General features: G+C 72.8%; 16 protein-coding genes. 13 read left to right on the top strand and 3 right to left on the bottom strand.

Annotated features, from left to right (window positions below; translation table 11 throughout):
* The first annotated feature begins 184 nt into the window (after positions 1-184).
* Together IF02_RS0127380 and IF02_RS0127375 are read left to right on the top strand one after the other, a co-directional pair.
* Complete coding sequence (locus tag IF02_RS0127380) at positions 185-649, top strand: hypothetical protein (protein ID WP_030161512.1); 465 nt, start codon at positions 185-187, stop codon at positions 647-649.
* A 97-nt stretch (positions 650-746) separates the two neighbouring features.
* Positions 747-2,549 carry a chitinase gene (locus tag IF02_RS0127375; protein WP_051696597.1) on the top strand — a complete coding sequence of 601 codons (1,803 nt, stop codon included), beginning with the start codon at positions 747-749 and terminating at the stop codon, positions 2,547-2,549.
* Here IF02_RS0127375 and IF02_RS0127370 read toward each other — a convergent pair.
* Positions 2,546-3,334: a phosphatase PAP2 family protein gene (locus tag IF02_RS0127370; RefSeq protein WP_037837234.1), complete on the bottom strand. Its 789-nt coding sequence runs from the start codon at positions 3,332-3,334 to the stop codon at positions 2,546-2,548. The genes IF02_RS0127375 and IF02_RS0127370 overlap by 4 nt on opposite strands.
* Positions 3,335-3,467: 133 nt before the next feature.
* Positions 3,468-4,814 carry a 4-aminobutyrate--2-oxoglutarate transaminase gene (gabT, locus tag IF02_RS0127365; RefSeq protein WP_030161505.1) on the bottom strand — a complete coding sequence of 449 codons (1,347 nt, stop codon included), beginning with the start codon at positions 4,812-4,814 and terminating at the stop codon, positions 3,468-3,470.
* A 249-nt stretch (positions 4,815-5,063) separates the two neighbouring features.
* Between gabT and IF02_RS0127360 the strand changes: the two genes are divergently transcribed.
* The 11 genes from IF02_RS0127360 (at position 5,064) to IF02_RS0127310 (ending at position 21,757) form a co-directional block, all read left to right on the top strand.
* Positions 5,064-7,490: an ATP/GTP-binding protein gene (locus tag IF02_RS0127360; protein ID WP_030161503.1), complete on the top strand. Its 2,427-nt coding sequence runs from the start codon at positions 5,064-5,066 to the stop codon at positions 7,488-7,490.
* A 126-nt stretch (positions 7,491-7,616) separates the two neighbouring features.
* Positions 7,617-9,200 carry a PucR family transcriptional regulator gene (locus tag IF02_RS0127355; RefSeq protein WP_030161501.1) on the top strand — a complete coding sequence of 528 codons (1,584 nt, stop codon included), beginning with the start codon at positions 7,617-7,619 and terminating at the stop codon, positions 9,198-9,200.
* Positions 9,201-9,427: 227 nt separating this feature from the next.
* Complete coding sequence (locus IF02_RS0127350; protein ID WP_030161499.1) at positions 9,428-10,873, top strand: aldehyde dehydrogenase family protein; 1,446 nt, start codon at positions 9,428-9,430, stop codon at positions 10,871-10,873.
* Between the two features lie 153 nt (positions 10,874-11,026).
* Entirely contained in the window at positions 11,027-12,970 is a 1,944-nt protein-coding gene (locus IF02_RS0127345; RefSeq protein ID WP_030161497.1) for an acyl-CoA dehydrogenase family protein, read from the top strand.
* A gap of 89 nt (positions 12,971-13,059) precedes the next feature.
* A complete protein-coding gene (locus IF02_RS36005) occupies positions 13,060-14,427 on the top strand; it encodes a hypothetical protein (protein WP_030161495.1) in 1,368 nt (455 codons plus the stop codon).
* A 20-nt stretch (positions 14,428-14,447) separates the two neighbouring features.
* A complete protein-coding gene (dxr, locus tag IF02_RS0127335; protein WP_030161494.1) occupies positions 14,448-15,701 on the top strand; it encodes a 1-deoxy-D-xylulose-5-phosphate reductoisomerase in 1,254 nt (417 codons plus the stop codon).
* Positions 15,698-16,999: a M50 family metallopeptidase gene (locus IF02_RS0127330; RefSeq protein ID WP_030161493.1), complete on the top strand. Its 1,302-nt coding sequence runs from the start codon at positions 15,698-15,700 to the stop codon at positions 16,997-16,999. The genes dxr and IF02_RS0127330 overlap by 4 nt, the downstream gene beginning before the upstream one ends.
* Positions 17,000-17,184: 185 nt before the next feature.
* Positions 17,185-18,342 (top strand): flavodoxin-dependent (E)-4-hydroxy-3-methylbut-2-enyl-diphosphate synthase, encoded by a 1,158-nt coding sequence (ispG, locus tag IF02_RS0127325; protein WP_037837231.1) that lies wholly within the window; start codon positions 17,185-17,187, stop codon positions 18,340-18,342.
* Between the two features lie 170 nt (positions 18,343-18,512).
* The gene (locus tag IF02_RS0127320; RefSeq protein ID WP_030161491.1) at positions 18,513-19,358 is read left to right on the top strand and encodes a GNAT family N-acetyltransferase; all 846 of its coding nucleotides are present in this window, start codon (positions 18,513-18,515) and stop codon (positions 19,356-19,358) included.
* A gap of 86 nt (positions 19,359-19,444) precedes the next feature.
* Positions 19,445-20,017 carry a GNAT family N-acetyltransferase gene (locus tag IF02_RS0127315; RefSeq protein ID WP_030161489.1) on the top strand — a complete coding sequence of 191 codons (573 nt, stop codon included), beginning with the start codon at positions 19,445-19,447 and terminating at the stop codon, positions 20,015-20,017.
* A gap of 42 nt (positions 20,018-20,059) precedes the next feature.
* Complete coding sequence (locus tag IF02_RS0127310) at positions 20,060-21,757, top strand: proline--tRNA ligase (RefSeq protein WP_030161487.1); 1,698 nt, start codon at positions 20,060-20,062, stop codon at positions 21,755-21,757.
* Positions 21,758-21,822: 65 nt separating this feature from the next.
* Here the strand turns inward: IF02_RS0127310 and IF02_RS0127305 are convergent, their stop codons facing one another.
* A complete protein-coding gene (locus tag IF02_RS0127305; protein WP_030161484.1) occupies positions 21,823-22,728 on the bottom strand; it encodes a slipin family protein in 906 nt (301 codons plus the stop codon).
* Positions 22,729-22,768: the final 40 nt, after the last annotated feature.

The raw sequence follows: 22,768 nt of genomic DNA, 5'->3' as shown, positions 1-22,768 counted from the left end.
CCCCCTGACCGCCCGGCCGCCCGACCCCCTCCACGCCCCGACCCCTTCCACGCCCCGGCGCGCGGCGCGGTTCATGCCGTGAGCCGCTTCACCACCACGGGGTGGGCAAACCCGCGTCATCGCAGGGCCCGGCCCCGCTCTCTCCCGGTGAGGAACCCTCACCGAAGAGAACGGAGGCCGGGCGATGCGCGGCTCGGAGATCAAGACCGCGGTGGAATGGCTCGTATCGGTGGCGCCGGATCCCGACGCCTGCCGGTGGGAGTGGGAGCGCAACCCCCACGGGGTCGCCCTGCTGCCCGCCGGCCGGCAATGGGACGTACTGATCCTGCCCGGAGGACTGGGGCAGGCCGCCCTCGACGTCCTGACCCTGCTCCTCGACCGGCCCGGCCCGGTGCTCGCCGACTTCGCAGACGCCCGGCTGGGCTTTTTCGTGCCCCCGGGTACGGCGTCCCGCTGGATCGGCACCGGCGTACGGGGGGCGGGCCACGGGACCTGGATCGTCGTCCCGTACCCCGGCCGGGCCACGGAGGGGGTGCGCTGGCTGGTGGTCCCGGACGGCAGCGGCACGCTCACCGATCCGGTGCTGCTGGAGCTCGCGATGCACGAGGCCGCGGCCCGGGTGGCGGGGGAGGAGGGCCGCAGGCCTTGACAAGGGCATTGGTCTGGACCATGTTGGGCGCCGCTGCCGCATCACCGGCGGCCTGGCTCCATCCCCCCATGTTCCGGAGGCAGTTGTGCGCAGACCCATGTCACTGCTTACCGCGGCAGCCCTCGCGGTGGCCGCCTTCCTCGCCGCGGGCCCGCCGGCCGCGGCGGCCGACGCCGACCTCGCCCGCAACGGCGGCTTCGAAGCCGGACTCGACGGCTGGAGCTGCTCGGCCGGCAGCGGAGCCGTCGTCACCACCCCCGTCCACGGCGGGAGTTCCGCCCTCAAGGCCACCCCGGCCGGCCAGGACAACGCCCGCTGCTCCCAGACCGTCACCGTCAAGCCCGACTCCGCGTACACGCTGGCCGCCTGGGTGCAGGGCGCGTACGTCTACCTCGGCGCGGCCGGGACCGGCACCACCGACGTGTCCACCTGGACGCAGACCCCGGGTGCCTGGAAGCAGCTGAGCACGACGTTCCGTACGGGCGCGGCCACCACCTCGGTGACCATCTACACGCACGGCTGGTACGGCCAGCCCGCCCACCTCACGGACGACGTCACGCTCGTCGGCCCCGACCCGGGCGGCTCCGGACCCGGCCAGCCCCGGCCCCCGGCCGCCCCCACCGGCCTGACGGCGTCCGGGGCCACCGCGAGCAGCCTGAACCTCTCCTGGTCGGCCGCCTCCGGCGCCACCTCGTACACGCTCTACCGGGACGGCGCCGCGCCCGTGAGCGTCACCGGGACCTCGACGACGGTCACCGGACTGGCCGCGTCCACCTCGTACACCTTCCAGGTCGGCGCGGTGAACGCGGCGGGCGAGTCCGCGAAGAGCGCCCCCGTCTCCGCCTCCACGACGAGCGGCGGCGGCAACCCGGGCAACCCCGGCCTCCCGGCGCACGCCCTGGTCGGCTATCTCCACGCGAGCTTCGCCAACGGCTCCGGCTACGTCCGGATGGCCGACGTCCCCGCCTCCTGGGACGTCATCAACCTCGCCTTCGGCGAACCGACGTCGGTGACCTCGGGGGACATCCGCTTCTCGCTCTGCCCGGTCGCCGAATGCCCGAACGTGGAATCCGCGGCCGAGTTCAAGGCGGCCGTCAAGGCCAAGCAGGCGGCCGGCAAGAAGGTCCTGATCTCGATCGGCGGCCAGAACGGCCAGGTCCAGCTCGCCACCACGGCCGCCCGCGACACCTTCGTCTCCTCCGTCAGCAAGATCATCGACGAGTACGGGCTCAACGGACTGGACATCGACTTCGAGGGCCACTCCCTCTCGCTCGCCACCGGCGACACCGATTTCCGCGCGCCCACCACCCCGGTGATCGTCAACCTCGTCGCGGCCGTCAAGACCCTGAAGGCCAAGTACGGCCCGGACTTCGTCCTGACCATGGCCCCGGAGACCTTCTTCGTCCAGCTGGGCTACCAGTACTACGGCTCCGGCCCCTGGGGCGGCCAGGACCCGCGCGCCGGCGCCTACCTCCCGGTCATCCACGCCCTGCGCGACGACCTCACCCTGCTCCACGTCCAGGACTACAACTCGGGCTCGATCATGGGCCTCGACAACCAGTACCACTCCATGGGCGGTGCGGACTTCCACATCGCCATGACCGACATGCTGCTCACCGGATTCCCGGTCGCGGGCGACACCGCGCGCGTCTTCCCGCCGCTGCGCCCGGACCAGGTGGCCATCGGCCTCCCGGCCACGACCAACGCGGGCAACGGCCACACCCCGCCCGCCGAGGTGGACAAGGCGCTGGACTGCCTGACGAAGAAGACCGGCTGCGGCACCTACCAGACGCACGGCACCTGGCCCGCCCTGCGCGGGCTGATGACCTGGTCGATCAACTGGGACCGCTTCGGCGCCTGGGAGTTCTCGAAGAACTTCGACGCCTACTTCGGCGGCTAGGCGGAGCGGCCGGCGGTGCGGCGTACGGCGGCGCGGCGCACGGAGTGGGCGACGGCCGCCAGCAGGGCCGTGCACAGGAAGCAGCTGGCCAGGACGTCCAGGGGCCAGTGCCAGCCGCGCAGGATCAGACCGGTCGCCGTGGCGGCCGTGAGGGAGAGGGCGATGGTCATCGGCCAGGGGCGGCGCGCGTACGGGCTGATCAGCAGGGCCGCCCCGATGTACGCGACGGCCGAAGTGGCCGTGTGGCCCGAGGGGAAGTAGCCGGCGGCCCACGGCTCGAGGGGGCCGGGGCGGGCGGTCCACTCCTTCAGCGGCACGATCACCGCCGGGACCAGGGCCATCGCCAGCCCCGCCGTCAGGGCCGGGGCCCAGGCGCGGGAGCGCCGGACGGAGTACGCCATCGCCAGGAGCAGGACCGGCACGGCGACCGGGGCGTTGCCGAGGTCGGAGAGGCGCTCGGTGACGGCGTCGGGGACCGTGCGGACCAGGGCGCGGCTGAGGCGCTCGTCCGGCGCGAGCAGCGGGCCCGAGACCAGGACCTGCCAGGTCGTCAGGGCGAGCCCCAGCAGGGAGAGGAGAAGGAGGAGGATGGCCGGCCGTCCCGGAACAGGGGGGATGGTTCCGGGACGGCCGCCCGGATCGGGTTGCCGAGCGCCCCGGGGGGTTTGGGGCGAACGGCCGTCCGATCGGTGAGGAGTGTGCGCGAACGCAGGCCCAGTGCGGCGCTGGGGAAGCCCGGTACTGGTGTCGCCCCCGGTCTCCCGGGAGCGGGGTGTCTCACTCATCTGCAGAAACCGTACGGCAGCGGAAAGGGGACCGACAGCAGGAACGCGCTCCTGCCATCGGCCCCCCACATCTTCTTCACAGTGCCTGCCCGTTACCGGGGGTACCGGCGGGCTCGGGTGTTCGGAGGGTCGCTCAGACGTCCGTGCCGATGGCCGCGAACGCCGCCTCGATGAGGTCCAGGCCCTCGTTCAGCAGGTCCTCGCCGATGACGATCGGCGGGAGGAAGCGGAGCACGTTGCCGTAGGTGCCGCAGGTGAGGACGAGCAGGCCCTCGGCGTGGCAGGCCTTGGCGAGCGCGCCGGCCGCCTCCGGGAACGGGGTCTTGGAGACCGGGTCCTTGACGAGCTCGATCGCGATCATGGCGCCGCGGCCGCGGATGTCGCCGATGATGTCGTACTTCTCCTGCATGGCCGTCAGGCGGGTCTTCATGACGGACTCGATCTTCTTCGCCGCGGCGTTGAGGTCGAGCTCCTTCATGGTCTCGATGGAGCCCAGCGCACCGGCGCAGGCCACCGGGTTGCCGCCGTAGGTGCCGCCCAGGCCGCCCGCGTGCGCGGCGTCCATGATCTCGGCGCGGCCCGTCACGGCGGCGAGCGGCAGACCGCCCGCGATGCCCTTGGCGGTGGTGATCAGGTCCGGGACGATGCCCTCGTCCTCGCACGCGAACCACTGGCCGGTACGGCAGAAGCCGGACTGGATCTCGTCGGCGACGAAGACGATGCCGTTGTCGTTGGCGAACTGCACGATCGCCGGCAGGAAGCCCTTGGCCGGCTCGATGAAGCCGCCCTCGCCGAGGACCGGCTCGATGATGATCGCGGCGACGTTGTCGGCGCCGATCTGCTTGGTGATCTGGTCGATCGCCTGGGCGGCGGCCTCGGGGCCGCAGTTCTCGGCGCCGGTGGGCCAGCGGTAGCCGTAGGCGACCGGGACGCGGTAGACCTCGGGGGCGAACGGACCGAAGCCGTTCTTGTACGGCATGTTCTTCGCGGTCAGCGCCATCGTGAGGTTCGTACGGCCGTGGTAGCCGTGGTCGAAGACGACGACTGCCTGGCGCTTGGTGTACGCACGGGCGATCTTGACGGCGTTCTCGACGGCCTCGGCACCGGAGTTGAACAGCGCCGACTTCTTCGCGTGGTTGCCCGGGGTCAGCTCGGCCAGCGCCTCGCAGACCTCGACGTAGCCCTCGTACGGCGTGACCATGAAACAGGTGTGGGTGAAGTCGGCGAGCTGCGCGGAGGCGCGGCGCACGACGGCCTCGGCGGAGGCGCCGACGGAGGTCACGGCGATGCCGGAACCGAAGTCGATCAGGCGGTTGCCGTCGACGTCCTCGATGATGCCGCCGCCCGCGCGGGCCGTGAAGACGGGGAGCACGGAGCCCACGCCGCCGGCCACCGTCTCGAGGCGGCGGGCCTGCAGCTCCTGCGACTTGGGGCCGGGGATCGCGGTGACGATGCGGCGCTCCTGCGGGACAGCGGTCATAGAGGGCTCCTGGGGGGTGTTTTCGGACGCACTTGTGTCTTTGTCCGCAGGCTAGGCCCGGGGGAGGGGGTACGGCATGCTCCGTTCGGGAGTGGTGCCCGCGTGTCCTTGTCCGTGACGGCCATAGGAAGGACCCGCCGCCTGTCTTGTGGACGCTGCGGACACAGGGGCTCGTACGGGGCCCACGGCCGCCTCCGGGCAACTACATTGAGCGACGCAGCGCAGGCACGGGCAGGGGGCAGGGGTTTCATGGACACCGACGGCACGTACGGCCACAGCCATGGCGGGCCCGGTGGTCCGCCTGACGGGGTGACCGCCGGAGGCCACGTGCCCCGCCCGGCCGGACCGCCGCCCGTGCTCCCGCCACGGCCGGCCAAGGCCCCGCCGCCGCCCGCCCACGCACCCCGCCCGGCGGCCGAGGGCTCGGCGTCGGCCCAGTCCCCCTTCACCGCCTGGCTGCGCGCTCCCCGCCCGGCGGCGGAGCCGGGCATCTGGCGTTACGCCTACACCCCGGCCGAACCGAAGCCCACCGGCTCCGACCGGTCCGTGCTGACCCGCGTGGTGATCGCCTTCCTCGTCTACTTCGTCTGCTGGCGGCTCTTCGTCGCAGGAGAGCTCCCCTTCCTGGGGGCTCCCCTCTATTTCTTCACCCCAGCCGGATGGTGGACCGACGGCCTGACGCGCGCGCCGGTCGACCACCGTGGCATGGCGGCCTTGGAGCTCTACGAACTGCTGGGCACGGTGGGCATGTTCCTCGGCTTCGCCAAGGTGGGCGGATGGCGAGCCGCCTTCGACCGGCTGGTAGCCGCCCGGGGGCCCTGGTACAGGGCGCTGGGCTCGGCGGCCGCCGCCCTCGTCGTGGTGCTGCTGATCGAGAACAAGACCCTGTCGGTCTATCCCCTGGCGTTCGCGCACCTGCCGTACGCGGAACTCGGCAGCACGGCCGCCTCGGTGATCACATACGCCCTCTACGTCCTGATCTATCTCCCCCTCGTCCTCGTCTTCGGCCGCCTTGGCGGCTGGGCCTCCCTGCTGGCCGGTCTCCTCACCCCGGCCGCCCCTCCTGTGGCCGCCCCGGGGGATCCGGGGCGCCCGGGGGATCCGGAGGATCCGGCCGGCTGGCCGCAATTGCGTGCCGCCGGACTGGGGGAGTCCGCCGACCGGTTGGCCGCCGAGGCCGAAGCGGGCCGGATGAACGACGTCGACCTCGCGCGGATCCGCCGCGCCTGGGAGTCCGTCATGGCGGACCCCTCGCGCGCCGCCGCCTTCGCCCAGGCCGTGCAGGCCAAGGGCGCGGCTGCCTGCGGCCACCCCTCGGGCGCGCGCGACCTGCCGCTGCGCAGCGCCTCCCACGACCTGGCGGTTGCACAGGTCCGGCTCGGCCGGGTCACCGACGCCGAGCCCAACCCGTACGAGCGGCGCGGGACCGGGTTCGCGGTGGACCCGGAGGTGCTCGGCACCTCGGTTCTGGCCGTCGGCCCCTCGGGCGCCGGAAAGACGAGCCTGCTGGTCAGGCCGGTCGTCGAGTCGTTGGCGCTCCAGGCTCTCGCCGGGCAGGCGGCGGTGATCGCCGTCGGTGGCGCCGGAAGCCGGCTGGGGCCCGACGACGCCTACGACATCGTGGTCCGCCCCGGCGACCCCGCGTCCGTCCACGACCTCGACCTCTACGGCGGCACCACGGACCCCGACGAGGCCGCCTCCCTCCTCGCCGACGCGCTCGTCGGTGACGCGCCGGGGCTCGACGTCCGCCGGGCCGCCACGGCCCTCGCCCAGCTCCTGGGCCCCTTCCGGGCCGCGTACGGCCGATTCCCCGCCGTTCCCGAGCTGCGGGCGCTGCTCGACCAGCTGCCGGCCGCCCTCGCGGAACTGCGGCGGGAACTGGAGAGCGCCGGGCACGAGACCATGCTGCGCGAGCTCGACGCCCGTGTCCGCCAGCACACCGCGCACGGCGATCCCGGAGCGGCCCTCGCCGACCGAGTGGCGCTGCTCGACCGGCCCGCCTTCCACGGCTTCTTCGACAGCACCGGCACCGGTCGCCCCTTTTCCATGCGTGCCCTCGAACACCCCATCCGGGTCCGCATCGACCTCCCGGAGCGCGGTCACCCCGACGCGTCGCGGCTGCTGGCCAGGCTGCTGCTCGTACAGTTCAACGCCTCCGCGATGGCCCGTGCCGACCGCTCCCTCTTCGCCTTCCTCGCCGTCGACGACGCTTCGCACACGCTGACCCCCGATGTCGTGCGCGCAGTACAGGGGCTCCGCACGGCGAACGCCGGAGTCCTGCTCGCGCTTCGCACCCTGGACGACGTACCGGAAACGCTCAGGACTCCGCTGCTCGGGGCCGTCGGCTGCCGGGTGGCCTTCTCCGGGGTCACCACCTGGGACGGCAAGCGGTTCGCCGATGCCTGGGGCACCGAGCTGGTCGAGACACGGGACGTCACGAGCCGGACGGTCTACGCCGATCAGCCCTTCACCCGGGCCCTGCATGCCGTGCGCAAGCTGATCACCGGGAAAGCGGTGACGACGGACGCGGTCACGGTGCGGCGGGTGGAGCGCGAGCGCTGGTCGGCCTCGGCCCTCGCCAACACGGTTCCGCCCGGGCACGCCGTGCTCTCGCTGACCTCGGTCAAGGGGGAACGGGCGGCTCCGCTGCTGGTGCGGCTGGCCGCCACGGGCTGAGCCGACCCGTACGAGGTGGCAGAATCGAGGGGGGTCGTTCATACGACAAGGCGAAATCGCGAAATTCCCGCCGCGCCCCCTTCCCCGCCGCCGTACCCCTCCCTCCTCTAAGGCCCCTGGTACCCGATGCCGCTCACGCTCGCCTCACTCGTCCAGCACTCGGCGCTCAAGCTCAGCGTCCGGGCGGGGGAGGACCGCCTCGACACCCCCGTGCGCTGGGCCCACGTCAGCGAGCTCGCCGATCCCGTCCCCTATATGGAGGGCGGCGAGCTGCTCCTGATCACCGCGATGAAGCTGGACGCGGAGGATCCGCAGGAGATGCGCCGGTACGTACGCCGCCTCGCCGCGGCGGGGGTCGTCGGCATCGGCTTCGCCGTCGGCGTGAACTACGAGGCGATCCCCGAGGCGCTGGTCGAAGCCGCGCGGGCCGAGGACCTGCCGCTGCTGGAGGTACCGCGCAGGACTCCGTTCCTCGCGATCAGCAAAGCCGTCTCGGCGGCGCTGGCGGCGGACCAGTACCGCGCGGTGACCGCCGGCTTCGAGGCGCAGCGGGAGCTGACCCGGGCCGCGCTCTCCGCCGACGGGCCCGCCGAGCTGCTGGCGAGGCTGGCGGCGCACGTGCACGGCTGGGCCGCCCTGTACGACACCTCGGGCGCGGTGGTCGCGGTCGCTCCGGAGTGGGCCGCGCGCCGGGCCGCCCGGCTGACCCCCGACGTGGAGCGGCTGCGGGAGCGGCCGGCGCCCGCGAGCGCCGTGGTCGGCGGGTCGGAGGACCGCGTCGAACTCCAGTCGCTCGGGACGGGCCGGCGGGCCCGCGGCGCGCTGGCCGTCGGCACGGGGGCCCCGCTGGGCACCGCCGAGCGGTACGCCGTGCACTCGGCGGTGGCCCTGCTGACCCTGACCACCGAGCGGTCGAGGTCCCTGCACGACGCCGAGTCCCGGCTGGGGGCGGCGGTGCTGCGGATGCTGCTGGACGGGGAGGCCGAGCACGCCCGGGCGGTGGCCGGGGACCTGTACGGGCCGCTGCTGGAGGCACCGTTCCGGCTGATCGTGGCGGAGCCGGCGCTGCCGGGGACCGCGCAGCCGCAGGGGCTGGCGCTGCTGGCCGACGCGGTGGAGTCGGCGGCCGCGCGGGCGGGGGAGGCGCTGCTGGTGGTTCCGGAGCCGGGCCGGCTGGTGGTGCTGGCGGCCGACGGGGGTGCGGCGGTGCAGGCCTGTGCGGAGCACGCGGAGGCGCTGGAGTCGCGGCGCGGGCGGGATGCGACCGGTCCGGAGCCGGACGAGCTGGTGGTCGGGCTGTCCGCCGCCGCGGTGCCCTCGGGGGTGGCGGCGGCGTTCAAGCAGGCCGACCAGGCGCTGGCCGTGGCCCGGCGGCGGGGGCGGCCGATGGTGGAGCACGAGGACCTGGCGGCGGGGTCGGTGCTGCCGCTGCTGGCGGACGAGGCGGTACGGGCCTTCGCGGACGGCACGCTGCGGGCGCTGCGCGAGCACGACGAGAAGGGGCGCGGGGATCTGGTGGCGTCCCTGCAGGCGTGGCTCTCGCGGCACGGGCAGTGGGATGCGGCCGCGGCCGATCTGGGCGTGCACCGGCATACGCTGCGCTACCGGATGCGGCGGGTCGAGGAGATCCTCGGCCGCTCGCTGGACGACCCGGACGTGCGCATGGAGCTGTGGCTCGCCCTCAAGGCCACCTCCTCGCCCGCCGCGTAGCCACCTCCTCGCCCGCCGCGCAGCAGCCGGGTCGGCCGCTGCGCACGGCCGTCCCACGCCGGACGGCTGAAAACCGGCCCCGCGCAGCGGCATCGCGCGGGCGACACTGACAAAGCGGCGCGGCCGGGCCCCGTCATGCTCCACCCCGGCTAAACGCCGAAACCCGGACGGAGTCCTACGGTGGAGGGGACAAGGACCCCGCACACACTCGAAGGGCCGGGATTCGCATGACTTCCACCCACGCCTTCTGGCTCGCCGGCCGCCAGGCCACCGGCGAGGACAGCTTCGACGTCCACTCCCCGTGGGACAACCGGCTCGTCGGCACCGTCAGCGTGCCCACCGACGCCCAGGTCGAAGAGGCCGTGGCCGCGGCGTACGCCGTGACGGCCGAGTTCTCCGCGACTCCCGCCCACGTCCGTGCCGCCGCCCTGGACCACGTGTCCAAGCGGCTCACCGAGCGCACCGAGGAGATCGCCCAGCTGATCTCCGCCGAGAACGGCAAGCCCATCAAGTGGGCCCGCGGTGAGGTCGGCCGTGCGGTGTCCGTGTTCCGTTTCGCCGCCGAAGAGGCCCGCCGCTTCAACGGCGGAGAGGCCCAGCGCCTCGACACCGACGCCGGCGGCGTCGGCCGTCTCGCCCTGACCCGCCGCTTCGTCAAGGGCCCGGTCCTCGGCATCGCGCCGTTCAACTTCCCGCTGAACCTGTGCGCCCACAAGGTGGCCCCCGCCATCGCCGTCGGCGCGCCGATCATCCTGAAGCCGGCCCCGGCCACCCCGCTCTCCGGCCTGATCCTGGGCGAGCTGCTCGCCGAGACCGACCTCCCGGCCGGTTCCTGGTCCGTCCTGCCGGTCGCCAACGACAAGATGCCGGCCCTGGTGAAGGACGAGCGCCTGCCCGTCATCTCCTTCACCGGCTCCGACAAGGTCGGCTACGCCATCCAGCAGTCGGTGCCCCACAAGCACTGCACCCTGGAGCTCGGCGGCAACGCCGCCGCCGTGGTCCTGGACGACTGGTCCTCCGAGGCCGACCTCGACTGGGCCGCGACCCGTATCGCGACCTTCTCGAACTACCAGGCCGGCCAGTCCTGCATCTCCGTGCAGCGCGTGATCGCCGACGCCTCCGTCTACGACCGCCTCGTCGAGAAGGTCGTCGCGAAGGTCCAGGCCCAGGTCACCGGCGACCCGTCCGACTCCGCCACCGACGTCGGCCCCCTCGTCTCCGAGGACGCCGCCAAGCGCGTCGAGTCCTGGGTCGACGAGGCCGTCTCCGCCGGCGCCAAGCTGCTCACCGGCGGCAAGCGCGAGGGTGCCTCGTACGAGCCGACCGTCGTCGCCGACCTGCCCGCCGACACCACCCTCGCCGTCGAGGAGGTCTTCGGGCCGGTGCTGACGCTGACGAGGGTCGAGAACACCGACGAGGCCTTCGCCGCCGTCAACGACTCGAAGTTCGGCCTGCAGACCGGCGTCTTCACCCGGAACATCCAGACCGCGTTCCGCGCCCACCGCGAGCTCGAGGTCGGCGGCGTGATCGTCGGCGACGCGCCGTCCTACCGCGCCGACCAGATGCCGTACGGCGGCGTCAAGCAGTCGGGTGTCGGCCGTGAGGGTGTCCGCTACGCGATGGACGACTACACGTACGAGCGAGTCCTGGTCCTGACCGGCCTCGACATCTGATTCTCGTACGGCCAAAAAGCCGACGGCCGGAGCCCACTGTGCGGGGGCTCCGGCCGTCCCCCTTTTCCCGCGGGCCCGGATTGGGTACGACTCACAGGTAGCACCGGCCAGTAGGCCGGTACCACCGACTCCGGCGGCGAGGTGAGCCCCCTCATGTCCGCAACACAGCCCGCACAGCCCAAGGTGACCGAGCGCGAGGCACGGCAGGTCGCGGAAGCGGCCCGGGAACAGGACTGGCGCAAGCCCAGCTTCGCCAAGGAACTCTTCCTGGGGCACTTCCGGCTCGACCTGATCCACCCGCACCCGATGCCCGCGGACGAAGACGTCCGGCGCGGCGAGGCCTTCCTGGCCCGGCTGCGGGCGTTCTGCGAGACCGAGATCGACGGCGCGCGCATCGAGCGCGAGGCGCGGATCCCCGACGAGACCGTGCGCGGGCTCAAGGAGCTCGGCGCCCTCGGCATGAAGATCGACCCCAAGTACGGGGGCCTGGGCCTCACCCAGGTGTACTACAACAAGGCGCTGGCCCTCGTCGGCTCCGTCAGCCCCGCCATCGGGGCCCTGCTCTCCGCGCACCAGTCGATCGGCGTCCCGCAGCCGCTGAAGATGTTCGGCACGCAGGAGCAGAAGGAAACCTTCCTGCCGCGCTGCGCGACCACCGCCATCAGCGCCTTCCTGCTCACCGAGCCGGACGTCGGCTCCGACCCGGCGCGCCTGGCCACCACCGCCGTGCCCGACGGCGACGACGCGTACGTCCTCGACGGCGTGAAGCTCTGGACCACCAACGGGGTCGTCGCGGACCTGCTGGTGGTGATGGCCCGCGTCCCGAAGTCGGAGAACCACCGCGGCGGGATCACCGCCTTCGTCGTCGAGGCCGATTCCCCCGGGATCACCGTCGAGCACCGCAACGCCTTCATGGGCCTGCGCGGTCTGGAGAACGGCCTCACCCGCTTCCACCGGGTCCGGGTGCCCGCCGCGCAGCGCATCGGCGCCGAGGGCGCCGGTCTGAAGATCGCGCTGACCACGCTGAACACCGGCCGGCTGTCCCTGCCCGCGATGTGCGTCGGCGCCGGGAAATGGTGTCTGAAGATCGCCCGCGAATGGTCCGCCGTCCGCGAGCAGTGGGGCCGACCGGTCGCCAGGCACGAGGCGGTCGGCGCCAAGATCTCCTTCATCGCCGCCACCACCTTCGCCCTCGAAGCCGTCGTCGACCTGGCCTCCCAGATGGCCGACGAGGACCGCAACGACATCCGCATCGAGGCCGCCCTCGCCAAGCTCTACGGCAGCGAGATGGCCTGGCTGATGGCCGACGAGCTCGTCCAGATCCGCGGCGGGCGCGGGTTCGAGACCGCCGAATCGCTGGCGGCCCGCGGCGAGCGCGCCGTCCCCGCCGAGCAGATGCTGCGCGACCTGCGCATCAACCGGATCTTCGAGGGCTCCACCGAGATCATGCACCTGCTGATCGCCCGCGAGGCCGTCGACGCCCACCTGTCGGTCGCCGGCGACCTCATCGACCCCGAGAAGGCGCTCGGCGACAAGGCCAAGGCCGGAGCCCGGGCCGCCGGGTTCTACGCCCGCTGGCTGCCCAAGCTCGCCACCGGCCCGGGCCAGGTCCCCGGCGCGTACCGGGCCTTCAACCCGAACGGCCACCCCGACCTCTCCGCCCACCTGCGCTATGTCGAGCGCAGCGCCCGCAAACTCGCCCGCTCCACCTTCTACGCCATGTCCCGCTGGCAGGGCCGCATGGAGACCAAGCAGGGCTTCCTCGGTCGGATCGTCGACATCGGCGCCGAGCTCTTCGCCATGAGCGCGGCCTGCGTGCGCGCCGAGCACCTGCGCGCCTCCGGGGAGCACGGACGCGAGGCCTACCAGCTGGCCGACGCCTTCTGCCAGCAGTCCCGGATCCGCGTCGAGGAGCTCTTCGGCCGGCTCTGGTCCAACACCGACGACCTGGACCGCAAGGTCGTCGCGGGCGTCCTGTCCGGCACCTACACCTGGCTGGAGGAGGGCGTGCTCGACCCCTCCGGAGACGGCCCCTGGATCGCGGACGCCACTCCCGGCCCCTCGACTCACAAAAACGTGCACCGTCCCCTCCGCTGACCTGAGAGGATCGACCTCAGGCGCACTGATGTACGGGTACGGGCAGGCGTACGCGTACGCCTACCGGTACGAGGGCAAGGCGGGCAGCGATGTCGACGGCCGTGGAAGACCGCAACAGCCGGCGGCTGGCATGGTGCGTGGCGCACGTCCTGCGCCACGCACCGGACCACATCGCCCTCGACCTCCTCGGCCGGCTCGACTGGCCGACCCGCAAGTACCTGTGCCGCGACGAGTGGCTCCCCGCCTCGGCCGTCACCCTGCTCCTGCGCCACGGCAGCGAGGCGGACCGCCACTTCATCGCCCGCAACCCCCGCGTCGTCGGGCGGCCCCTGCCGGGGCTGCCCGGCCCCGCCCGGTACGCCCGCCGCCGCACCCCGCCCGAGCTGCTGCCCGTACTGCGGGCCGAGCTCGGCCGGGACCCCGCCGACGGCGCCCTCACCACCGGGGAGCTGATCGGCCTGCTGCGCCGGCACGGCATACGCAGGCCCCGCGTCGCCCTCGACGTCCTGCGGCTGCCGTACGTACTCGACCCGCGCGAGGCGGCCGCCGAGCACGAGCGGCAGCCGCTGCCGGCCGGCGCCGTCGAGGCGCTGCTGCTCGTCGCGGAACTGCCCGACGACACCGTCCGCGCGCTGCTCGCCACCCCCGCCGCCGTCCGGGACGGGCGCTCCTGGCACCGGCCCGCCGTCCGCGCCGTGCGGATGGGCCGGCTCACCCACGAGGAGCTCGTCGCCTGCGTGGCCCCCGCCCGCCACACGCTGCTCCTCGGCCATCTCCCGCCCGGCCCGGGCCTGCGCTGGACCCTGCCCGAGCAGGCCGGGATGCGCACGGCCGTCACCCGGGCGCTGAACCGGCTGGGGGACGACCCCCGGCTCTGGTCCGAACTGCTGCGGCACGCCCCCGGCTTCGCCGGGCCGCTGCCGGACCTGGTGGCCGCCGTGGTCGCGGGAAGCCTGCCCGGGCCGCAGGGCCCGGCCGACCCGGCCGCCCCGACTGCCCCGGCCGCCCGCCCGGAGCACGACGGGGCCCTCGCGCGGGCCGTACGCCACCTGGCCCCGACGGCCGCCGAGCCGGTGACCGGGGGAGTGGAGCGGGAACTGGCCCTGGCCAGCCTCGCCGTCCCCATGGAGACCGTCCAGGAGGACATCCGCTGGGTACGGGACTGCCTGGACCGGTCCCTGCTCACCGGCGCCGACGTGGTCCGCCACAAACTCCCCGCCTGCTGGGCCCTGGACGAGGACCACTGGCTCGGTGACGTGGACCACCCCGACCGGCACGACCGCCCCGAGGCGGTGCTCGCCGCCCGCGCCGAGGCGGACCGGCTGTTCGCCCTGGCCCTCGGCGAGGACCCGGACGCCTGGTGGCGGGTGGCCCGTACCCTCCCCGACTTCGCCGGAACGCTCCCGCACCTGCTGCTGCGGGTCACCGACGGGGACTCCGTGTCCACGCGCCCCTGAGTTGCGGCAACAATGGGGGCATGAGCGACCGCCCAGCCCCCCTCGCCGATCCGCACCTCCTCTTCGACCCCGCGGCCGGCCGGCGGGACATCGTCATCCTCGGATCCACCGGGTCCATCGGGACCCAGGCCATCGACCTCGCCCTGCGCAACCCGGACCGGTTCCGGGTGACCGCGCTGTCCGCCGCCGGCGGGCGCGTCGGGCTGCTGGCCGAGCAGGCCCGCCGGCTGCGCGTGAACACCGTGGCCGTCGCCCGCGAAGACGTCGTACCGGCCCTGAAGGAGGCCCTGAACGCCCAGTACGGCGCTTCGGAGCCGCTGCCCGAGATCCTGGCCGGGCCCGACGCGGCGACCGAGCTCGCCGCTTCCGAGTGCCACACCGTCCTCAACGGGATCACCGGCTCCATCGGCCTCGCGCCCACGCTCGCCGCGCTGCGGGCCGGCCGGACCCTGGCCCTGGCCAACAAGGAGTCGCTGATCGTCGGCGGCCCTCTGGTCAAGGCCCTCGCGAAGCCCGGCCAGATCATCCCGGTCGACTCCGAGCACGCGGCCCTGTTCCAGGCCCTCGCCGCCGGCACCCGGGCCGATGTGCGCAAGCTGGTGGTCACCGCCTCCGGCGGGCCCTTCCGCGGCCGTACCCGCGCCGAGCTGGCCTCGGTCACCGTCGAGGACGCCCTCGCGCACCCCACCTGGGCCATGGGCCCGGTGATCACCATCAACTCGGCGACCCTGGTCAACAAGGGGCTGGAGGTCATCGAGGCGCACCTGCTCTACGACATCCCCTTCGACCGCATCGAGGTCGTGGTCCATCCGCAGTCCTACGTCCACTCGATGGTGGAGTTCTCCGACGGCTCCACGCTCGCCCAGGCCACCCCGCCGGACATGCGCGGGCCCATCGCGATCGGACTCGGCTGGCCCGAGCGCGTCCCGGACGCGGCCCCCGCTTTCGACTGGACCAAGGCGTCGACCTGGGAGTTCTTCCCCCTCGACACCGAGGCCTTCCCCTCGGTCGGCCTGGCCCGGCACGTGGGCACGGTCGGCTCCACCGCCCCCGCCGTGTTCAATGCGGCGAACGAGGAGTGCGTGGAGGCGTTCCTGGCCGGTCGGCTGCCGTTCACAGCAATCATGGATACGGTCTCTGCCGTGGTCGATGAGCACGGGACGCCGGACGCGGGAACTTCCCTGACCGTCGCGGACGTCCTCGAAGCGGAGACCTGGGCCAGGGCCCGGGCACAGGAGATGGCGGCGCGGGCCGCCGTGGAGGCGCGCGCATGACAGCACTCATGACGGTGCTCGGAATACTCATCTTCGTATTCGGGCTGCTCGTCTCCATCGCGTGGCACGAGCTCGGCCACCTGTCCACGGCCAAGCTCTTCGGCATCCGCGTGCCCCAGTACATGGTCGGTTTCGGCCCGACCATCTGGTCGCGGAACAAGGGCGAGACCGAGTACGGGATCAAGGCCATCCCGATGGGCGGCTACATCCGCATGATCGGGATGTTCCCGCCCGGCGAGGACGGCAAGGTGACCGCCCGGTCGACCTCGCCGTTCCGCTCGATGATCGAGGACGCGCGCTCGGCGGCGTACGAGGAGCTCCAGCCCGGCGACGAGACGCGGTTGTTCTACACGCGCAGGCCGTGGAAGCGCGTGATCGTGATGTTCGCCGGCCCGTTCATGAACCTGGTGCTGGCGCTGGCGATCTTCTTCGGCGTCTGGATGAGCTTCGGCATCAACCAGACGACCACGCAGGTCGCGACCGTCTCCCCGTGCGTCATCCAGCAGAGCGAGAAGCGCGAGATCTGCAAGGCCGGCGACCCGGTCGCCCCGGCCAAGGCCGCCGGGTTGCAGGCGGGCGACCGGATCGTGGCGTTCAACGGCCGCAAGGTGGCCGACTGGGCCGTCCTGCAGAAGCAGATCCGCGACACCGTCGGACCCGCCACCGTCACGGTCGTGCGCGACGGGCAGCAGCAGACCCTCCCCGTCAAGCTGATCGAGAACAAGGTCGCCAAGACGGACGGCCACGGCGGGTACGTCAAGGGCGAGTACGTGACGGCCGGCTGGCTCGGCTTCAGCCCGAAGAGCGAGATCGCCCCGCTGTCCTTCGGCCAGTCCGTGGACCACATGGGCGAGGTCGTCGACAACAGCGTCCAGGGGCTGCTCAAGCTGCCCGCCAAGGTCCCGGCGCTGTGGAACGCGGCCTTCAGCGGGGCCGAGCGCGAGCCCGACTCCCCGATGGGCATCGTCGGCGCGGCCCGGATCAGCGGCGAGATCGCCACCCTCGACATCCCGGCCGAGCAGCGGCTGGTGTTCTTCCTCCAGCTCGTCGGGTTCTTCAACCTCTCGCTGTTCCTGTTCAACATGCTCCCGCTGCTCCCGCTGGACGGCGGGCACATCGCCGGCGCCCTGTGGGAGTCGGTCCGGCGCACCGTGGCGCGCGTGTTCCGGCGCCCCGACCCCGGCCCGTTCGACGTGGCGAAGCTGATGCCCGCGGCGTACGTGGTGGCAGGCGTGTTCGTCTGCTTCACGCTGCTCGTGCTCGTCGCCGACGTGGTGAACCCGATCAAGATCACCTAGTACGTCCGCACGTGCGTGAGGCGCACGGAAGCCGTGGGGGAGCCGGGCACGCATCGTGCCCGGCTCCCTACGTTCGGGTGTTCCAGCCCCTCGGATGCGTGGGCGGCCCTTTGATTGGCGTAATCTCGAAGCCTGGAGCCCGCCGATCTCGGGACCTTGATCCACACCTTGGGGTTGCACAGCAGATGACTGCCATCTCTCTCGGAATGCCGGCCGTGCCGACGAAGCTTGCCGACCGCAGGGTCAGCCGCAAGATCCAGGTCGGCTCGGTGGCCGTCGGCGGCGACTCACAGATCTCGGTGCAGTCGATGACGACCACCAGGACCTCCGACATCGGCGCCACGCTCCAGCAGATCGCAGAGCTGACCGCCTCCGGCTGCGACATCGTGCGCGTGGCCTGCCCGACGCAGGACGACGCCGACGCCCTCGCCGTCATCGCGAAGAAGTCGCAGATCCCGGTCATCGCCGACATCCACTTCCAGCCCAAGTACGTGTTCGCCGCGATCGACGCCGGCTGCGCCGCCGTCCGCGTGAACCCGGGCAACATCAAGCAGTTCGACGACAAGGTCAAGGAGATCGCGCGGGCCGCCAAGGACGCGGGCACCCCGATCCGGATCGGCGTCAACGCCGGCTCCCTCGACGCACGCCTGCTGAAGAAGTACGGCAAGGCCACCCCCGAGGCGCTCGTCGAGTCCGCGCTGTGGGAGGCCTCCCTCTTCGAGGAGCACGGCTTCAGCGACATCAAGATCTCGGTCAAGCACAACGACCCGGTCGTCATGGTCAACGCCTACCGCCAGCTCGCCGCCCAGTGCGAGTACCCGCTGCACCTCGGCGTCACCGAGGCCGGCCCGGCCTTCCAGGGCACCATCAAGTCCGCCGTCGCCTTCGGCGCGCTGCTCTCCGAGGGCATCGGCGACACCATCCGCGTCTCCCTCTCGGCCCCGCCGGTGGAGGAGATCAAGGTCGGCATCCAGATCCTGGAGTCCCTGAACCTCAAGCCGCGCCGCCTGGAGATCGTCTCCTGCCCCTCCTGCGGCCGCGCCCAGGTGGACGTCTACAAGCTGGCCGAGGAGGTCACGGCGGGCCTCACGGGCATGGAGGTCCCGCTGCGCGTCGCGGTCATGGGCTGCGTCGTGAACGGCCCGGGCGAGGCCCGCGAGGCCGACCTCGGCGTCGCCTCCGGCAACGGCAAGGGCCAGATCTTCGTGAAGGGCGAGGTCATCAAGACCGTCCCCGAGTCGAAGATCGTGGAGACCCTCATCGAAGAGGCGATGAAGATCGCCGAGCAGATGGAGAAGGACGGCATCACCTCCGGCGAGCCCACCGTCGCCATCGGCGTCTGAGCACACCGGTCGCCCGGCCCCGCGCCCGGCACCCCGCACGCATCGGCCCCGGCCCCGTTCCCGCAGCTCGCGGGCGGGGCCGGGGCTTTTTCGTGACCCGTGGGACCAGGCATCCTCCGGTGACGCCGGGTACAGTGCGGAGATCAGCAGACTTGTATGGTGAGGCCCCAGTGTTGACGCAGACCACCACCCGGGTCCTTGAGCCCAGTGATCTCGACGCCGCCCTCGAAGTCCTCGGGCGCGAGCCGGTCGAGAACGCCTTCGTCACCTCCCGGGTCCAGGTCGCCGGACTCGACCCGTGGCGCCTGGGCGGCGAGATGTGGGGCTACTACGCCGACGGCCGGCTGCGCTCCCTCTGCTACGCGGGCGCCAACCTGGTCCCCGTCTGCGCCGACCCCGACGCCGTCCGCGCCTTCGCCGACCGGGCCCGCCGCACCGGCCGCCGCTGCTCCTCCATCGTCGGGCCCTCCGAGGCCACCCGGCTGCTGTGGCGGCTCCTGGAGCCCAGCTGGGGCCCCGCCCGCGACGTCCGCTCCCACCAGCCGCTCATGGTCACCGAGCAGTCGTCCGCCGACGTGCGCCCCGATCCGCTCGTGCGCCGGATCCGCAAGGACGAGATGGACCTGATCATGCCCGCCTGCGTGGCCATGTTCACCGAGGAGGTCGGCGTCTCGCCGATGGCCGGCGACGGCGGGCTGCTCTACCAGGCCCGGGTCGCCGAGCTGGTCGGCACCGGCCGCTCCTTCGCCCGCGTCGAGGACGGCAAGGTCGTCTTCAAGGCGGAGATCGGCGCGGCGACCGCCCGCGCCTGCCAGATCCAGGGCGTGTGGGTGGACCCCGAGTTCCGCGGCCGCGGGCACTCCGAGACCGGGATGGCCGCCGTCGTCGACTTCGCGCTGCGCGACATCGCTCCCGTGGTCAGCCTCTACGTGAACGACTTCAACACCGCGGCCCGCGCCGCGTACCGCCGCGTCGGCTTCCGCGAGGTGGGCGCCTTCATGAGCGTGCTGTTCTGAAGCCGCCGCTCGCACGGCCCGGCCACCCCGCAAGCGGGGCGGGGGCCGTAGGGACGCCGGCGGGGAGCGCCCAGTAAGGTCGCGGCATGCTGCCTACCCCCGAGGGCGACGGCCCCGACCGGCCCGCCGGACTCCGCATCGGTCCCCTCGACCTCGCCGACCGCGTGGACGAGGCCCTGCGCGTGCAGGCCGTGGCCTTCGGGCTCAGCGAGGAGGAGGTCGGCATCCGGCGCTACATCGTGCAGCGCCACATGACCTGCCGCGGAGCCCGCGCCCTCGGCGCCTTCACCGAGGACGGGGTCCTCGCCGGGTTCGTGTACGGGATGCCGAACGACCGGGCGTACTGGTGGTCCTCCGTCGTCGAACCGTATCTGCGGGCCGAGGGGGTCGACGGCTGGCTCGACGGCTCCTTCGTGATCACCGAGCTGCACGTCCACCCGGGCTTCCAGGGCCGCGGCGTCGGCCGCACCCTCATCACCCGGCTCACCGACGCCGCCGAGGAGCCCCGCTCCATCCTCTCCGCCATCGACACCGAGAGCCCGGCCCGCGGGCTCTACCGGGCCCTCGGCTACACGGACCTGGCCCGCCAGGTGCACTTCCCGAGCGCGAGCCTCCCGTACGCCGTGATGGGGGCCCCGCTGCCGCTGCGCAGGCCCTGAAACGGTTTCCGGGGGGCCCGGTGCCCCCGGTAGCCTCCCGACATGTCATCGCAACACGTGCAGCGCATGTCCCGCCTCATGGCCAAGACCCTCCGCGAGGACCCGGCCGACGCGGAGACCCTCAGCCACCGGCTCCTCGTCCGCGCCGGCTACGTCCGCCGCAGCTCCGCCGGAGTGTGGACCTGGCTGCCGCTCGGCAAGAAGGTCCTCGACAACGTCTCGCGCATCGTCCGCGAGGAGATGGACGGGATCGGGGCCCAGGAGGTGCTGCTCCCGGCGCTGCTGCCGAAGGAGCCGTACGAGGTCAGCGGGCGCTGGTCGGAGTACGGGGACCTGCTCTTCCGGCTCAAGGACCGCAAGGGCGCGGACTACCTGCTCGGCCCCACCCACGAGGAGATCTTCACCCTCGTGGTGAAGGACCAGTGCACGTCCTACAAGGACTTGCCGGTCATGCTCTACCAGATCCAGACCAAGTACCGCGACGAGGCCCGGCCGCGGTCCGGCGTGCTGCGGGGCCGTGAGTTCCAGATGAAGGACTCGTACTCCTTCGACGTGAGCGACGAGGGTCTCGCCGAGTCGTACGCCCTCCACCGGGCCGCGTACCAGCGGATCTTCGAGCGCCTCGGCCTGGACCACCGCATCGTGTCCGCCGTGTCGGGCGCGATGGGCGGCTCGGCGTCCGAGGAGTTCCTGGCACCCGCGGCGGCGGGCGAGGACACCTTCGTGGACTGCCCGTCCTGCGACTACGCGGCGAACACCGAGGCCGTGACCTTCGCGCTGACACCGGTGGACGCCGAGCACCCCGCGATCGAGGAGGTCGACACCCCCGACACCCCGACGATCGAGACCCTCGCGGCGCACCTCGGCGTGCCCGCGTCGGCGACGCTGAAGAACCTCCTGGTGAAGGTCGACGGCGAGATCACGGCCGTGGGCGTACCCGGCGACCGCGAGGTGGACCTCGGCAAGCTGGGGGAGCACCTGGCCCCGGCGGTCGTGGAGTTGGTGACCGCCGAGGACTTCGTCGACCGCCCCGACCTGGTACGCGGCTACGTCGGCCCGCAGGGCCTCGGCAAGGTCCGCTACCTCGCCGACCCCCGTGTCGCGCCCGGCACTTCGTGGGTGACGGGGGCCAACCGCGTGGACACGCACGCCCGGAACGTGGTCTGCGGGCGCGACTTCGAGGTGGACCAGTACCTCGACGTGGTCGTCGTCGAGCCGGGCGACCCCTGCCCGCGCTGCGGCGCCGGGCTCCGGCTGGACCGGGCGATCGAGATCGGGCACATCTTCCAGCTGGGCCGCAAGTACGCGGACGCCTTCGGGCTGGACGTGCTCGGCCGGGAGGGCAAGCCGGTGCGGGTCACGATGGGCTCGTACGGGATCGGCGTCTCGCGGGCGGTGGCCGCGCTGGCCGAACAGACCGCCGACGAGCGGGGCCTGGCCTGGCCGGCGGCGGTGGCCCCGGCGGACGTCCACGTGGTGGCGGCGGGCAAGGCCGTACCGCTCGCGCTGGCGGAGCAGGCGGCCGAGGCCCTGGCGGGGTCCGGGCTGCGGGTCCTGCTCGACGACCGCCCGGGCCTGTCCCCGGGCGTGAAGCTCACGGACGCGGAGCTGATCGGCGTCCCGTGGATCCTGGTGGCGGGCCGCCGTTCGGCGGACGGGGTGGTCGAACTCCAGCACCGCGCCACGGGCACCCGCGAGGAACTCCCCCTGGCGGAAGCCCTCGCCCGCCTGACGGCCTGACGGCCTGACGGCCTGACGGCCCGACCTGACCCGGCTCCCGAGTGCCGGACCCCGCGCGGCGGCGGTCAGCCCGCCTCCGGTTCGTCGGAGGCGGGGTCCGGCCCGGCGATCGAGGGCGGGGGCGGCGGGGCGGTGACCGGGGGCGGGGGCTCCGGCGCGGTGACCGCGGGCGGGGCCTGCGGAGCCGGCTCCGCCCCGCCCGGCGCCGGCGCCGGGGCCGCGCGCTCCAGGAAGCGCAGGAGCTCCACCGGGAAGGGGAGCACCAGCGTGGAGTTCTTCTCGGCGGCCACCGCCACCACCGTCTGCAACAGCCGCAACTGCAGCGCCGCCGGCTGCTCCGACATCACCGCCGCCGCCTCGGCCAGCTTCTTCGAAGCCTGGAGCTCCGCATCCGCGTTGATGACGCGCGCCCGCCGCTCGCGGTCCGCCTCCGCCTGCCGCGCCATCGACCGCTTCATCGTCTCCGGCAGCGAGACGTCCTTGATCTCGACCCGGTCGATCTGCACGCCCCAGCCCACCGCCGGGCTGTCGATCATCAGCTCCAGCCCCTGGTTCAGCTGCTCCCGGTTGGACAGCAGATCGTCCAGGTCCGACTTGCCGATGATCGAGCGCAGCGAGGTCTGCGCCATCTGCGAGACCGCGAAGCGGTAGTCCTCGACCTCGATGATCGCGTTGGCCGGGTCCACGACCTTGAAGTACACGACCGCGTCCACCCGCACCGTGACGTTGTCCCGCGTGATGCCCTCCTGCGCGGGCACCGGCAGCGTCACGATCTGCATGTTCACCTTCCGCATGCGGTCGACGAACGGGAGGATCATGGTGAAGCCGGGCCCCCGGACCCCTTGCCGCAGGCGGCCGAAGCGGAAGACCAAGCCCCGCTCGTACTGCCGCACCACGCGTGCGGCCACACCCGAGTACACCGCGATTCCCGCGGCCGCCGCGAGTCCCGCTGTCAGCAGTTCCTGGAGCATGACCGGCCTCCTGCGAGGCGCCGACCGCAATCCACGAGGC

Source organism: Streptomyces sp. NRRL S-244 (genome assembly GCF_000717915.1).
Taxonomy (GTDB): domain Bacteria; phylum Actinomycetota; class Actinomycetes; order Streptomycetales; family Streptomycetaceae; genus Streptomyces.
The sequence above is the reverse complement of the archived record's forward strand: the minus strand, read 5'-3'. Positions and strand labels throughout refer to the sequence as shown.

Coding starts and splice junctions, on each gene's coding strand:
- IF02_RS0127380 (WP_030161512.1), top strand. CDS start 185: ATGCGCGGCTCGGAGATCAAGACCGCGGTGGAATGGCTCGTATCGGTG.
- IF02_RS0127375 (WP_051696597.1), top strand. CDS start 747: ATGTCACTGCTTACCGCGGCAGCCCTCGCGGTGGCCGCCTTCCTCGCC.
- IF02_RS0127370 (WP_037837234.1), bottom strand. CDS start 3,334: ATGAGTGAGACACCCCGCTCCCGGGAGACCGGGGGCGACACCAGTACC.
- gabT (WP_030161505.1), bottom strand. CDS start 4,814: ATGACCGCTGTCCCGCAGGAGCGCCGCATCGTCACCGCGATCCCCGGC.
- IF02_RS0127360 (WP_030161503.1), top strand. CDS start 5,064: ATGGACACCGACGGCACGTACGGCCACAGCCATGGCGGGCCCGGTGGT.
- IF02_RS0127355 (WP_030161501.1), top strand. CDS start 7,617: ATGCCGCTCACGCTCGCCTCACTCGTCCAGCACTCGGCGCTCAAGCTC.
- IF02_RS0127350 (WP_030161499.1), top strand. CDS start 9,428: ATGACTTCCACCCACGCCTTCTGGCTCGCCGGCCGCCAGGCCACCGGC.
- IF02_RS0127345 (WP_030161497.1), top strand. CDS start 11,027: ATGTCCGCAACACAGCCCGCACAGCCCAAGGTGACCGAGCGCGAGGCA.
- IF02_RS36005 (WP_030161495.1), top strand. CDS start 13,060: ATGTCGACGGCCGTGGAAGACCGCAACAGCCGGCGGCTGGCATGGTGC.
- dxr (WP_030161494.1), top strand. CDS start 14,448: ATGAGCGACCGCCCAGCCCCCCTCGCCGATCCGCACCTCCTCTTCGAC.
- IF02_RS0127330 (WP_030161493.1), top strand. CDS start 15,698: ATGACAGCACTCATGACGGTGCTCGGAATACTCATCTTCGTATTCGGG.
- ispG (WP_037837231.1), top strand. CDS start 17,185: ATGACTGCCATCTCTCTCGGAATGCCGGCCGTGCCGACGAAGCTTGCC.
- IF02_RS0127315 (WP_030161489.1), top strand. CDS start 19,445: ATGCTGCCTACCCCCGAGGGCGACGGCCCCGACCGGCCCGCCGGACTC.
- IF02_RS0127310 (WP_030161487.1), top strand. CDS start 20,060: ATGTCATCGCAACACGTGCAGCGCATGTCCCGCCTCATGGCCAAGACC.
- IF02_RS0127305 (WP_030161484.1), bottom strand. CDS start 22,728: ATGCTCCAGGAACTGCTGACAGCGGGACTCGCGGCGGCCGCGGGAATC.